11 protein-coding genes and 1 pseudogene are annotated in these 12,721 nt (G+C 68.0%); 2 read left to right on the top strand and 10 right to left on the bottom strand.

Annotated features, from left to right (window positions below; genetic code table 11):
* Window positions 1-6 precede the first annotated feature (6 nt).
* The 3 genes and pseudogenes from IPK85_17375 to murA all read right to left on the bottom strand — a co-directional run bounded on the left by IPK85_17375 (window position 7) and on the right by murA (window position 2,592).
* On the bottom strand, window positions 7-474 hold the full coding sequence (locus IPK85_17375; GenBank protein MBK8249149.1) for a ribosome maturation factor RimP: 468 nt from the start codon (window positions 472-474) through the stop codon (window positions 7-9).
* 150 nt (window positions 475-624) lie between these two features.
* Window positions 625-1,305, bottom strand: coding sequence for a polyphenol oxidase family protein (locus IPK85_17370; GenBank protein MBK8249148.1), 681 nt, complete (start codon window positions 1,303-1,305; stop codon window positions 625-627).
* 1 nt (window position 1,306) lies between these two features.
* A pseudogene (gene murA, locus IPK85_17365) lies at window positions 1,307-2,592 on the bottom strand (UDP-N-acetylglucosamine 1-carboxyvinyltransferase).
* Window positions 2,593-2,687: 95 nt separating this feature from the next.
* Between murA and IPK85_17360 the strand changes: the two are divergent.
* Window positions 2,688-3,224, top strand: a complete 537-nt coding sequence (locus IPK85_17360; protein ID MBK8249147.1) for a hypothetical protein — start codon at window positions 2,688-2,690, stop codon at window positions 3,222-3,224.
* Between the two features lie 2 nt (window positions 3,225-3,226).
* The gene (locus tag IPK85_17355; protein ID MBK8249146.1) at window positions 3,227-4,135 is read left to right on the top strand and encodes a zinc dependent phospholipase C family protein; all 909 of its coding nucleotides are present in this window, start codon (window positions 3,227-3,229) and stop codon (window positions 4,133-4,135) included.
* On the opposite strand, the gene gatB is transcribed toward IPK85_17355, so the two are convergent.
* The 7 genes from gatB to IPK85_17320 are packed head-to-tail and all read right to left on the bottom strand — an operon-like array spanning window position 4,132 to window position 12,676.
* Window positions 4,132-5,565, bottom strand: coding sequence for an Asp-tRNA(Asn)/Glu-tRNA(Gln) amidotransferase subunit GatB (gatB, locus tag IPK85_17350; protein MBK8249145.1), 1,434 nt, complete (start codon window positions 5,563-5,565; stop codon window positions 4,132-4,134). The genes IPK85_17355 and gatB overlap by 4 nt on opposite strands.
* Window positions 5,562-7,007, bottom strand: a complete 1,446-nt coding sequence (gene gatA / locus IPK85_17345) for an Asp-tRNA(Asn)/Glu-tRNA(Gln) amidotransferase subunit GatA (GenBank protein ID MBK8249144.1) — start codon at window positions 7,005-7,007, stop codon at window positions 5,562-5,564. The genes gatB and gatA overlap by 4 nt, the downstream gene beginning before the upstream one ends.
* Window positions 7,004-7,309, bottom strand: coding sequence for an aspartyl/glutamyl-tRNA amidotransferase subunit C (locus tag IPK85_17340; protein MBK8249143.1), 306 nt, complete (start codon window positions 7,307-7,309; stop codon window positions 7,004-7,006). The genes gatA and IPK85_17340 overlap by 4 nt, the downstream gene beginning before the upstream one ends.
* On the bottom strand, window positions 7,310-9,628 hold the full coding sequence (locus IPK85_17335) for a UvrD-helicase domain-containing protein (protein ID MBK8249142.1): 2,319 nt from the start codon (window positions 9,626-9,628) through the stop codon (window positions 7,310-7,312). It abuts the gene before it with no gap.
* Window positions 9,625-10,776 (bottom strand): HAMP domain-containing histidine kinase, encoded by a 1,152-nt coding sequence (locus IPK85_17330; GenBank protein MBK8249141.1) that lies wholly within the window; start codon window positions 10,774-10,776, stop codon window positions 9,625-9,627. The genes IPK85_17335 and IPK85_17330 overlap by 4 nt, the downstream gene beginning before the upstream one ends.
* Window positions 10,777-10,779: 3 nt before the next feature.
* On the bottom strand, window positions 10,780-12,054 hold the full coding sequence (gene serS / locus IPK85_17325; protein ID MBK8249140.1) for a serine--tRNA ligase: 1,275 nt from the start codon (window positions 12,052-12,054) through the stop codon (window positions 10,780-10,782).
* Between the two features lies 1 nt (window position 12,055).
* On the bottom strand, window positions 12,056-12,676 hold the full coding sequence (locus IPK85_17320) for a hypothetical protein (protein MBK8249139.1): 621 nt from the start codon (window positions 12,674-12,676) through the stop codon (window positions 12,056-12,058).
* Window positions 12,677-12,721: the final 45 nt, after the last annotated feature.

Below are 12,721 nucleotides of genomic sequence, written 5' to 3'. Positions count from 1 at the left end.
TCATCCTCAGTTGTTCCACACGAGCACCAAGCGAGCCTCTTTCACGTCCGCGAGGGGCACCCGTTGCTCCTCGCCCTTGAGGTCGCGCACGACTCCAATCTCCTGCCCAGCCTGTTCATCGACACCGACCAGCTCAACCTCGACACGCCCTCCCAACGACGGCGCCAACACACGGGCCCTTCGGCCAGAAAACCGACGCCAGTCCTCCGCGTGACGCAAGCGCCGCTCAACCCCCGGCGACGACACCTCAAGCGTATAGTCCGGGCTCACCAACTCGCTGCCGTCGAGCTGCGCCTCCAAGGCTCGCGACGTCCGCGCACAATCCTCGATGGTCACCTTGACGCGGTCGACCCGCTCGATCCGCACATCCAGCACGGGACGTCGCGAGGTGCCGCCACGGCGCAACTCGACGAGCTCGAAACCGAGCTCGCCAAGTACTTGCTCCACAACAGCTTCCAGCGATGAGACTCCCATGGCCTCGACCCCTTGAGAACAAAAAAATGCGGGGGAGCCTCCCCCACATTTCACGCGCCCGGTGGCATCCGGGCGTGACGGGAATGTAGGTCCCGGCTTGGGTCAGGTCAAGGAAACCCTTGAGTTCCTTGTACTTCGGTGCCCCCGTCTCTACGAAACGATGACCCCAACTTGGCGACCCGCATCGCCGCACCGGTGGGAAAAGAACCGGGCATTATCGCACCGCGTGCAACGAGCGGAAATCGTCACTGCGGGCACCCCACATTGCTCGAGCCGATGCGCGATCAACCGGCGGAGGTCCACCCCGGTGGGATCGGCGACCGACCGGCCCGTGAGCTGCCCGTAGACATCCGGCCCCACCACGTAGCAGCTCCCACAGATCGCCGGCCCGCAGTGCGCGACCAGGTCGGAGGCCCTGAGCCCCAGCTCCACCAAGGTATCGATTGCGCGGCCGGCAATGTCGCCAACCGTCCCGCGCCATCCCGAGTGTACCACCGCAACAGCGCCCGAGGGATGCGCGATGAACACGGGCACGCAGTCCGCCAGCGACACGGCCATCGCTGTCCCGCGGCCGGCCGACAGGTGCCCGTCGGCGTCGCCCTCGCGGAGCGTCCCTTCCCACCCGCCCCTGTGCACGAGGATCCGCGAGCCATGGACCTGGTGCGAGGCGACCAGCCGTGGTGCGCCGGCAAAGGCGCGAAGGGATTGCCAGCGCTGGAACACCTGGTGCGCCGGCTCGACGGATTGCCACGCGAAATCTCCCGCCTGACGAGTCGTCGTGAACGCGCGGACCCCAAAGGCCTCGAACCCGGGGGCGGACTCGACCTCCACCTTAACGCGCCGGCACGCGCGTGATCCGGGCGCCGAGGGCGTTCAGGCGCTCGTCGATCCGCTCGTACCCTCGTTCGATCTGGCCGGCGTTGTTAATGACGCTCGTTCCCTCCGCACACAGGGCCGCCAGGAGGACAGCCATCCCCGCGCGAATATCCGGTGACTCGACGCGGGCGCCTCGCAGGCGACAGGGACCGGCCACCAGCGCGCGATGCGGGTCACACAAGACGATGCGAGCCCCCATCGCCACCAGCTTGTCAACGAAGAACATGCGCGACTCGAACATCTTCTCGAACATGAGGATCAGTCCCTCGCATTGCGTCGCCGTCACGATGGCGATCGACATCAGGTCGGCCGGAAAGGCCGGCCACGGCTGGTCCTCCAGCTTGGGCACGTGGCCTCCCAGGTCCTCCCGGATGCGTCGCGACTGCTCGGCAGGGACCACCAGGTCATCGCCATCGATGTGGCAATGGATCCCCAGGCGCTCGAACCCCATCAGGACGGAGCGCAGGTGCTCCACCCCGGCGCGCACGATGCGCAACTCGGACCGGGTGACGGCGGCGAGTCCGATGAACGAACCGACTTCGATATGGTCCGGCCCCACGCGAAAGGTCGCCCCGCCAAGGGGGCGCTGGCCGTGGATGGTCATCGTGTTGGTCCCGATGCCCTCGATGGCAGCACCTAACGCTACGAGGAAGCGCGCCAGGTCCTGCACGTGCGGCTCGCTGGCCGCGTTGCGGAGCACCGTCGTGCCCTCAGCGGCCACCGCCGCCATGAGCGCATTTTCGGTTGCGGTGACGCTGGGTTCATCAAGGAAGACATCTGCCCCACGCAAGCGCTCGGCGCGGAACTCGTAGCGGTCCGTCGCCGAGACGGTGGCCCCCAATTGTTCGAAGGCCAGAAAGTGCGTGTCCACGCGACGGCGCCCGATGACGTCGCCACCTGGCGGGGAAGGATCGCGTGGCCGCGGCGCGCGAGCAGCGGCCCAGCCAGCAGGATCGAGGCGCGAATCCTGGCGCACAGCTCCGGATCGAGATCGTCCGTCCGAAGGTCGCGGGCCTCAACCGACAGGGTGTTCCCGTCCCACGTGGCGCTCGCCCCTACCGACTGGAGGAGCTCGACCAGGATCTCGGTATCCTTGATCCGTGGCACATTGGTCAGGGTCACCGGGTGCTCGGTGAGGAGCGTCGCGGCGATAATCGGGAGGGCGGCGTTCTTGTTGCCCGCCGGTTCAATGGAACCGGACAGTCGATGCCCGCCTTCCACGATGTACTGGACTGGTGCCATGCGCTGTGTTGTGAGTTGGCGAATAATGCCCGTAGCTGCGCTGCCTTCTCAAGCTGCTAGATTGCCCGCGTTCGCCAACCTCCTGCCCGTTCCTCGTGTTCGCCATCGCCCTTCTTGCCACCTTGCAGGACGACCCCACGCGCGTTGTCATCGAGCGCGGCGGCCTGGAAAATGTTGCCCTGGTCGGCCAGGCCGTGACCTCGGTCCTCGTCCTCGTGCTGCTCATCAGCGCCACCCTCACGCTGCTGGCGCTCCGCCGCGCCCTCGACGAGCTGACGCGCCTGGTGCGCTCGACCTCGTCGGACATCACGGCCGCCGTGCACGACGCGCGAGAAGTCGCCGATGAATTGCGGCGGTTGACCGGCCGGGTGCGAGATACCGCAGACGTGGTCCGGAGTGGGGCGCAGAAGGTGCGCCGCTTCATGGAGCGTGGTTCCGAGCGCGGCGCAGCGGCCCCGGCACCGGCCCCAGCGATGGCAGCGGAAGACGGGGAGGAGGGTTCGGAGCGCCCGGAAGGAGCGCGTGAGCGTTCGGAACGTCGTCGCCGCAAGCGTCGTCGTCCCGGTGATCGGCCGCGGCGAGACGACGGCGGGGCCGAGCCCCAAGGCCCCCCCGCACCCAGCGAAGACTGACCGTGCGTGCGGTGCGGGTCGCTGTCCTGGTGTGCCTCGCACTCTGCCTGACGCCGACGGAGGCGTGGGCGTGGACCCCTGGAACCCACGTCTTCCTCGGTGACGCGGTCCTCCGGTCCCTGCACCTCCTGCCCGGCCCCGTCGCCGAGCTGCTGCAGGCCTTTCCCTATGACTTCCTCTACGGATCGATAGCGGCGGACACGTCGATCGCAAAGAAGTACGCGGCGGCGGGGCGACACTGTCACTCCTGGGTCGTTGGGCAGGAGATTGTGGACCGCGCACGGGACGAGGCCACGCGCGCCTTCGGCCTGGGGTATCTCGCGCACCTCGCCGCTGACGTGGTCGCGCACAACTTCTTTGTGCCGCGCCAGCTGACCGTCACGTCATCCACGGCCGCCCTTGGACACTCATACTGGGAAAACCGCTTCGAGACACACCTTGGCGAGGCGCCCGCCCGCCGCGCGCGCGAGCTGATCCTCCTCGACCACAGCCGGAGCGACGCTCACCTCGACCGCATCCTGAGTCCGACGATCTTCTCCACGCCGACCAATCGCCGGATCTTTCGCGGCATGGTGCGGGTCACCGACTGGGAGTCGTGGCAGCGCATCTTCCAGCTAGCCAAGGAGCACTCGCGCTTCGACCTGCCGGACGACGAGGTCGATCGCTACCTGGCGCGGTCCTTCGACTTCGTGATCGACATGTTTCGCCGCGGCGTGTTGTCCGAGCCACAGCGGCTAGACCCCGCCGGCCTCGATCCACTGCGAGACGCCAAGCGGGTCCGCCGTGACGTGCTGCGCGCCGGGGGCGAGCCCGACCTCCTGGCTGCCGCCGATCGCCGTTTCGGCATGCCGGCCACGGAGCTCGCCTTCGCCGCCGCCGTCGTGCCCCCACTGTCCAGCGTCAGGCGTTAGGCGAGGCGATCGCGGAGCAGTTGGTTCACGCGCTTGGGGTCGGCGCGACCGCCGCTGCGCTTCATCACCTGACCCACGAGCACTCCCAGGAGCTTCTGCTCGCCGCGACGCAGCCGGAGCACCTCATCCGGGTGATCGGCCATCACGGCATCGACCCAACCGAGGAGTGCGCCATCGTCGCTGACCTGGCGCAACCCGAGGGCGTCGGCGACGGCGGGCGCCGGCCGTGCGCCCCGTTCATCCATCATCGCGAAGAAGACCTGCCGCGCTGCGGTTCGGCTCACCACGCCATCGCGGACCAGGTCGAGCACTCCCGCCAAACCGGCTGGCGCGAGCGGCACGTCCCGGATCTCCAGCTTGCGATCGTTGAGCCAGGCCAACACGTCCCCCATGACCCAAGTGGCCGCGGCTCGCCCGTCGCCGTGCGCCGCAGCGACGGCCTCGAAGTAATCCGCCATGGGCGCCGCACCCGTGAGCACCGTCGCGTCGGCTGCCGAGATGCCGTGCTGCGAGACCAGGCGGGCCCGGCGGGCGGCCGGCAATTCCGGCAGTTCCGCGCGTCGGGCCTCGATCCACGCGGGCTCGAGGTCGAGCGGGGGAAGGTCGGGATCCGGGAAGTAGCGATAGTCGTGGCTTTCTTCCTTTGACCGCTGAGGTCGGACCGTGTTCGCCGCGCCATCCCACAGCAGCGTCTGTGACACCACGCGTTCCCCGGCATCGCGGAGGCGCACCTGCCGTGCGCACTCGACCTCGATCGCACGCTCCGCCGCGGCAAACGAGTTCATGTTCTTGATCTCGGTCTTCGTGCCTAACGCCCCCTCGCCCTGCGGTCGAATGCTGACGTTGGCATCCACGCGCAGCGATCCCTCCTCCATATTCGCGTCGCTCACGTCCGTGTACTCCAGGATCTCCTTGAGCCGGAGGAGGTACTCGCGCGCCTCCGCCCCGGACCGCAGGTCGGGCTCGGAGACGATCTCGATCAGCGGAGTGCCGGCGCGGTTGAGGTCGATGGCACTCCAGCCGGCGAACCGGTCATGAATGGACTTGCCGGCATCCTCTTCCATGTGCACGCGTGTGATGCCGATCCTCCGCCCTTCCGCAACCGGGAGCCAGCCACCGAGTGCCAGCGGGCGGTCGAATTGCGAGATCTGGTACCCCTTGGGTAGGTCGGGATAGAAGTAATTCTTTCGGGCAAAGACCGACCGAGGTTGGACGTCGCATCCCAACGCGAGCGCCGCGCGCACCGCCAGCGCAACCGCGCGCGCGTTGAGCACGGGCAGGGCGCCTGGCAGACCAAGGCAGACGGGACACGTGTTGGTATTCGGCGGGTCCCCAAAACTCGCCCGGCAGCCACAGAAGATCTTGGTCGTGGTCTTGAGCTGGACGTGAACCTCGAGGCCGACCACCAGCTCCCAGTCAACGGCAGTCATGGCGCCACGGCCTCAAGGACGGCGGCCGCCCGGCACAGTGTCGCCTCGGCAAAGTGGTTGGCCATCAGTTGCACGCCGATCGGCAGACCATCCACCCGTCCGGCGGGAACGGAGATCGCCGGAATTCCGGCGAGGTTCGCCGGGACCGTGAAGGTGTCGGCGAGGTACATCTCGTACGGGTCACTGATGGCTCCCAGCGGCCACGCCGGGGCTGGCGTGGTCGGCGTCAGCAGGACATCCACGCCGGTGGCGAAGACTCGCGCGAAGTCGTCCGCGATCAATCGGCGGGCTTGCATGGCGGTCCGATAGTAGGCGTCGTAGTAGCCGGCAGACAGCACGTAGGTGCCCAGCAGGATGCGCCGCGTGACTTCCTCACCAAACCCGCGAGAGCGCGTCGCCTCGTACATCCCGCGGAGCCCGTCCCCTTCCATGCGCATACCGTACCGCGCCCCGTCGAACCGCGCGAGATTTGCCGAGGCCTCCGCGGGGGCGAGCACGTAGTAAGTGGGGATGGCGATCCCGGTGTGCGGTAGCGTGACCGGTCGCACGGTGGCCCCTGCCGCGAGGAGGAGATCGCGCGCGGTCTCGCAACTCGCACGGATTCGCGGGTCCAGGGCGTCGTCGTAGTACTCGGTGGGCCAGCCCACCACGAGGCCCTGCACGTCGCGTGAGGTGGCCGACGCCACGTAGTCGTCCACGGCGTCGGCGGCGCTCGTGGCATCGCGCGGGTCGTGCCCGGCGATGGCCTGCAGCCCCCGCGCCATGTCAGCGACGGTCGCCCCGAAGACGCCGACGTGATCGAGCGACGAGGCAAACGCCACAAGGCCATACCGACTTACGCGGCCGTATGTTGGCTTGAGCCCGACCACGCCGCAGAAGGCGGCCGGCTGGCGCACCGACCCGCCCGTCTCCGAGCCTAATGCGATGCGGCACACCCCAGCGGCCACGGCCGCCGCCGACCCTCCCGACGACCCCCCAGGCACACGCGTCGGGTCGACGGGGTTCCTCGTGGGGCCAAAGGCCGAGTGCTCCGTGGACGACCCCATGGCGAATTCGTCGAGGTTCGCCTTCCCCACCACCAGAGCGCCGGCCGCGCGCAGGCGGCGCACGGCCGTCGCCTCGTACGGACTGACGTACCCCTCGAGAATTCGTGACCCACAGGTCGTCGGGAGGTGCTCGGTCGCCAGGTTGTCTTTCACCACCACAGGAATGCCGGCGAGCGGGCCCAGCGCCTCCCCGGATGCGACCTGCCGATCCACCACCTCCGCCTGCTCCCGCGACCACTCCCGATCGTGGGCGAGCAGGATGTTGAGCCCGTCTGGCCCTGCGGCAACCTGCCGCATCCGATCGAACGTCCGGTCGACGCACTCAAGGGCGGCCAACTCGCCCGCAGTGACCCGCCCGTGCAGTTGGGCCACATCGAGCGCCGTCAGGTCGTTCATGCGCCGACATCCTCGTGGGCCGCGAGCCGCGGGACGAGAAACAGCCCGTCCCGCATCGCCGGCGCCATCGCGTCGCTCGGACGCCGAAGGGGATCCGCCGCTGCGACGTCCTCGCGCAGCACAGAGCGCACCCCAGGAGCACCGTCCATCGGCAGCGTGTCCGAGGGAACTGCGCGCGCCAGCACGTCCATGTGATCGAGGATCCCGCTCAACTCCCGGGCCAGCTGGGCGACGCGATCCGGTTCCAGGCCGATCCGCGCCAGGTCCGCCACATGGCGGACGTCCTCGGGTGCAACACGCATCTAGTCAGTCCCCCGCGCAAGACCGGCGTGCGCCAGGACGAGTCGCTTCCGGCCGATGGTCTCGTCGTCAAAGTCGATTGTGGCCTTCGCTTCGCGCCCCGTCCCGGAGAGTTCGGCGATGACCCCCTCGCCGAACTTCACATGACGCACGCGCGCCCCAACCGCGAGCCACGGCTCATCCTGCGACTCGTCCTCAGGGGCCACCGAGGGCGTCGGACGAAAGACCGGGACGCCGGGCCTTCGGGCGGCCGCACTGGGACGATCCCAGCGTTCTTCCTCATCGCGCGCCCAGGACGAGCCCCCGCCCCGTCGCCAGCTGCCGCTTTCCTCGCCCAGCTTGCCGGACCCACGCAGCCGCGGCGTGTTCCGCGCCACGACCAGTTGTTCGGGAATCTCGCGCAAAAAGCTTGACGGCATCGATGGCATGAACTCGCCGTTGCGACGCCGGCCCCGCGCGTGCGTGATGAACAGGCAATCCTCGGCGCGCGTGATCCCCACATAGAACAGCCGACGCTCCTCCTCCAGGCCGCTCGGTGTTTCTCGCGCCCGCGCCAACGGAAAGAGGCCCTCCTCCACGCCGGTCACGAAGACGACGGGAAACTCCAGTCCCTTGGCGTTGTGTAGCGTCATGAGGGTGAGCGCATCGGCGGACGGGTCCAGGCCATCGACACCGGCGACCAGTGAGGCGTGCTGCAGGAAGTGGTCGAGCGGCGTGAGGCCCACCTCGCCCCCATCGTCCACAACCGATTCGGCAGCGCCGGCGACGAGCTCGCGCACGTTCTCCACGCGTTCCTGACCTTCCGGTCCCTCGGCGCGCAGCATGTCAAGAAACCCCGTGCGCTCGATCACCTCTTGCAGCAATGCGTCAACCGAGGCGTCCACCGCCATCGTGCGCAACGCCCCGATCAGCTGCGCGAACGACTGCAGGGCCTGTCGCGCGGCCGGTCGGAACGGCGCGATGGCGGCCGCGTCGGTCGCCATCGCCAACATGGGGCGACGCGCGACGAAGGCCGCCTGCGCCAGCGCCTCGACCGTGGTGTCGCCCACGCCGCGGCGCGGGACCCCGATCGCCCGGCGGAACGCCTCGTCGTCCGCCGGGTTGGCCACCAGCTTAAGGTACGCCATGAGGTCGCGAATCTCGCGGCGGTCATAAAAGCGGACAGCGCCGACGAGTCGATATGGCATTCCCACGCGCCGCAGGGCTTCTTCCATCGCCCGGCTCTGCGCGTTCGTTCGGTAGAGGACGGCAAAGTCCCGGAGTGGGCGCCCGCGCGATGCGAATCGGCGGGCCTGCACCTCACTGACCACAAACTCCGCCTCGTCGCGGTCGTCGAGCGCGGCCATGACCGTCACGCGATCCCCGCTGGCGCGCGTCGTCCGCAGGGTCTTGCCGCGGCGCTCCGCGTTCTGGGAGATCGCGGCGTTCGCCACGGCGAGGATCTCGGGGGTGGAGCGGTAGTTCTCCTCCAGCCGAACGACCGTCGCGCCCGGAAAGTCGCGCTCGAAGTCGAGGATGTTCCGGATGTCCGCCCCGCGCCAGCCGTAAATCGATTGGTCGTCGTCACCGACCACCATCAGGTTGCCGTCGCCGCCAGCCATGAGCACCGCAAAACGATACTGCGCCCGGTTGGTGTCCTGGTACTCGTCGATCAACACGTGCCGAAAGCGGTCCCGGTATCCCTCCAGCACGGCCGGGTGACGGGTGAGCAGCTCAACAGGCAGCGTGAGCAGGTCGTCAAAGGTGACCGCGTTGGCCTGTCGCAACGCTGCATCCAGGTCCCGGTACACCTTGGCGACGTCTTCCGAGAAGGCGTCCTGGGCCAACGAGGCGTACTCCTCATGTCCCACGAGCTGATTCTTCGCGTCGGAGATGGCCGCCGCGATGGCCTGCGGCGCTCGTTCCTTCACCGAAATGCGCAAGCGCTCCATGGACCGCTTGATCGCGCCGAGGGTGTCGTCCTCGTCGTAGATCGTGAAGCTCGAGGTGCGGCCCACCAGGGGCGCTTGCATGCGGATCATCCGCGCCCCGATGGCGTGGAAGGTGCCGCACCACATCCCCGCCGGCTCGCGCTCCAGCAGGCGCCCGATGCGATCCCGCATCTCACGCGCCGCCTTGTTGGTGAACGTCACCGCGAGGATCTCGCCGGGGTGAACGCCATGCTGTCGAATCAGGTGCGCGAGCCGCGTGGTCAATACGCGCGTCTTGCCGGAACCGGCGCCGGCGAGCACCAGGAGGGGCCCGGCGTGGTGCAACACGGCCGCACGCTGCGCCGGGTTGAGCCCATCCAGGTACGACCGGGGAGAAGCAACGACCGTCATGCGGGGAAGGTAATCTGGAACGTGGCACCACGGTCCGTCGGCACGAGCACGATGGCCCCGCCATGCGACTCGGTGACAATGCGGCGCGTCAGCGCGAGCCCGAGCCCCCAACCACCTTGCTTCGTGGTGAAGCCGGCGTCGAACACCCGCTTGCGGATGTCGCGTGGAACGCCCGGGCCATCATCGGCCACCACCACGCGCACGGCCTCCGGCGTCCGCTCGACGGTGAGCTGCACACGGCCGCCCCGTCCCGCGAGCGCATCAATCGCGTTCTTCACGAGCGATTCGAGTCCCCACTCGATCAGCACCGCGTCCCCCGCGATCGTCGCACCGGTCTCCAGCTTTGTCTCGATGTGTACGCTGTGGGCCAACGAGGGGACGCGGGCCCGGAAGTAGGTGGCCACGCGTTCCGCTACCAGGGCCACGTCGACGGACTCGCGGCGCGCAGGGCGCCCGATGCGCTCGAATCGATGCGCCACGCGCTCGAGGCGCTCAAGGTCGCCCTCCATGTGCGTCAGCGCGTGTGTGCTCAGGGCATCGCCCTCCCGTTCGCGAAGCAACTCGATCCATCCGCTCAGCGACGACAGCGGAGTACCGAGTTGGTGCGCGGATTCGCGCGCCATCCCGGCCCACACGCGCTCGCGATCCGCCGCCGCCCGTGTCCGGAACCCATAGACGGCGGCAACCAGCAGAAGCGCGAGAAAGGCCGACTGCAGGAGCGGCACCACGCGGAGCTCCTTGACGAGCGGCGTGTGACCGAAATGCAGCGTCCCGATCTGCGGCAACAGCAGTGGTTCGTTCTCGAGGTCGAGTTGCCGCGCGAATGCGGCCAATCGAGCGAGTGTATCGGCCTCGGTGGCGCCATCGAACGGGGTGTTGGCCGACGCGGTCGGGACACCATTCGCGTCGGTGATCACCACGGGGACGCCGGACTCCTGGATATGCCCGGCGAGGTCGAGCAAGGCGGCCGTTTGCGCGGCGCCGTCCGTCGCGGTGTCACTGAGCGCTCGGTAGACGCGCGCGTACATGCGCCCTTCGCGCCCGGCCTCGGCCTGAAGCCTTCGCACCACGCGTTGGGTATAGAGGACGTAGGAGCCGAGCACAAGCACCACGACCACCGCGAGGGCCAGCGCCGCGCGCGAGCGCATCACTTACCCGAGGACTGCTGTCCCCATGTAGGGATGCAGGCAGTCGGGCAGCCGGACGGTTCCGTCCTCCTGCTGGTAGTGCTCCAGGAGGCAGGCGATGATCCGCGGGAAGGCGAGGCCGGACCCGTTCAGCGTGTGCACGAAGCGCGGCTTCTCACCCGCAGCGGGCCGGTACCTGATGTTGGCGCGCCGCGCCTGGTAGTCGCTGAAGGTGCTGCACGACGACACTTCGAGGAACTTGCCCACGCCGGGCGCCCAGGCCTCAAGGTCCCACGTCTTGGCACTGCTCTGGCCGGTGTCACCGGCGGAGAGCAGGACGCGCCGATAAGGCAATCCCAGTCGCTCCAACAGCGTCTCCGCATGCCGTGTCAGGCGCTCATGCTCCTCGGCGGCCTGCTCGGGGACGCAGTAGCGGACGATCTCGACCTTGTCGAATTGGTGGAGTCGCAGGAGCCCCCGGGTGTCCTTGCCGGCCGCCCCCGCTTCGCGTCGAAAGCACGGGGTATACGCCACAAAGCCGCGGGGAAGCTCGCTTGCCGCGAGGATCTCGTCCCGGTAGAGGTTCGTCACGGGCACCTCCGCCGTCGGCACGAGATACAGATCCTCTTCGCGAAGGCCGTACATGTCCTCCTCGAATTTGGGGAGCTGACCGGTGCCGACCATCGAGCGTCGGTTCACAACCGCAGGGACCCACACCTCCTCATAGCCGTGCTCACGCGTATGGACGTCAATGAAGAAATTCATCAGCGCACGCGTCAATCGTGCCCCGGCACCGCGCATCACGATGAAGCCGGATCCACTGACCTTGGCTCCACGCTCCAGGTCGAGGATGCCCAGCTGTGACGCGATGTCCCAGTGCGGCCGACATCCCGCGCCATCCCGAGGGGTCCCCCAGTCCTTCTCGATCCGGTTCGACGACTCGTCGCCGGCTGGCACGTCGTCCAACGTGATGTTCGGGAGGTCCAGGAGGATGCCATCCAGGTCCGCCTGCGAACGCGTGAGCTCATACTCCAGCGTCGCGATCTCCTCACCGAGGGTACGGCCCGCCGCGATGAGGTCCTCGGCGTCTTCCTTGTTCCGCTTGCGCCGCGCGACTTCCTGGCTGTTCTGGTTTCGGGTGGCCTTCTTTTCCTCAACCGCCTGGATCATGGCGCGACGCGTGGCATCGAGCGCGATGCCACGGTCGATCACCGCGGCATACTGGTCGCGCTTGCCGCGACGTTCGATCGCCCCCCGCAACAGCTCAACCTCGTCGCGGAGCACTCGGTAGTCGTGCATCTCAGTTCTTGGGGACGCCGGGCAGGAAGGACCGGAAGCCGCAGTTGGGATTCCGGACGGTGCGGAAGTAGATCTGGCGACTCGAAGTATTCACGCTATCGACCACGAGCTTGGCGTACAGGATGGACGCGAGCGAAAACTGGCAGGCCTCCGAGGCCACCTCGACGATGACCGGCTGCCCGCGCGCCACCACCAGGGCCGTATCCCGCTTGAAGCCACTTTCGGGCGCCCGCGTCACACCGTCAAAGGTACCGGTGGGTGCGAGCAATCCCACCTGTTGCGTCGCGCTGGGAATCCCGAACGACTGCTTGACCTGGGAAATCAGTCGGGCCGGGATGACCCGTACCTTGCCGTCGGCCTCAAGGTCGAACGCTACGTCGAACCCGACGTCCGGCCCGATGCGCACCAGGGCCCCGGTCGCGGCATTGAAGCCCGAAACGAAGGACGAAGGGGTGCCCGTCATGGCAAAGGCCACGAGCGTGTCCCGCCGGGTCTCAATGGTTGCGTTGAGCCCAAACGGGTCGTCGCATCCCGAGGTGCCGGCGAGCCCCAGAAAGGCGCCAGTCAGGACGACAAGGCGTGCGTGTTTCTTCAATGGGGACAACGAGTTCCTGATAGCCATGATCACAGTGGCGAAGGTTACCGACCCAGAGAGGCTTCATCAAGC

It is taken from the genome of Gemmatimonadota bacterium (genome assembly GCA_016712265.1).
Lineage (GTDB): Bacteria > Gemmatimonadota > Gemmatimonadetes > Gemmatimonadales > Gemmatimonadaceae > RBC101.
This window is presented reverse-complemented; position numbering and strand designations above follow the sequence as displayed.

Bases quoted from the DNA above. Each gene is read 5' to 3' on its own strand.
- IPK85_17375 (MBK8249149.1), bottom strand. From the start codon at position 474: ATGGGAGTCTCATCGCTGGAAGCTGTTGTGGAGCAAGTACTTGGCGAG.
- gatB (MBK8249145.1), bottom strand. From the start codon at position 5,565: ATGACTGCCGTTGACTGGGAGCTGGTGGTCGGCCTCGAGGTTCACGTC.
- gatA (MBK8249144.1), bottom strand. From the start codon at position 7,007: ATGAACGACCTGACGGCGCTCGATGTGGCCCAACTGCACGGGCGGGTC.
- IPK85_17340 (MBK8249143.1), bottom strand. From the start codon at position 7,309: ATGCGTGTTGCACCCGAGGACGTCCGCCATGTGGCGGACCTGGCGCGG.
- IPK85_17335 (MBK8249142.1), bottom strand. From the start codon at position 9,628: ATGACGGTCGTTGCTTCTCCCCGGTCGTACCTGGATGGGCTCAACCCG.
- IPK85_17330 (MBK8249141.1), bottom strand. From the start codon at position 10,776: ATGCGCTCGCGCGCGGCGCTGGCCCTCGCGGTGGTCGTGGTGCTTGTG.
- serS (MBK8249140.1), bottom strand. From the start codon at position 12,054: ATGCACGACTACCGAGTGCTCCGCGACGAGGTTGAGCTGTTGCGGGGG.
- IPK85_17320 (MBK8249139.1), bottom strand. From the start codon at position 12,676: ATGGCTATCAGGAACTCGTTGTCCCCATTGAAGAAACACGCACGCCTT.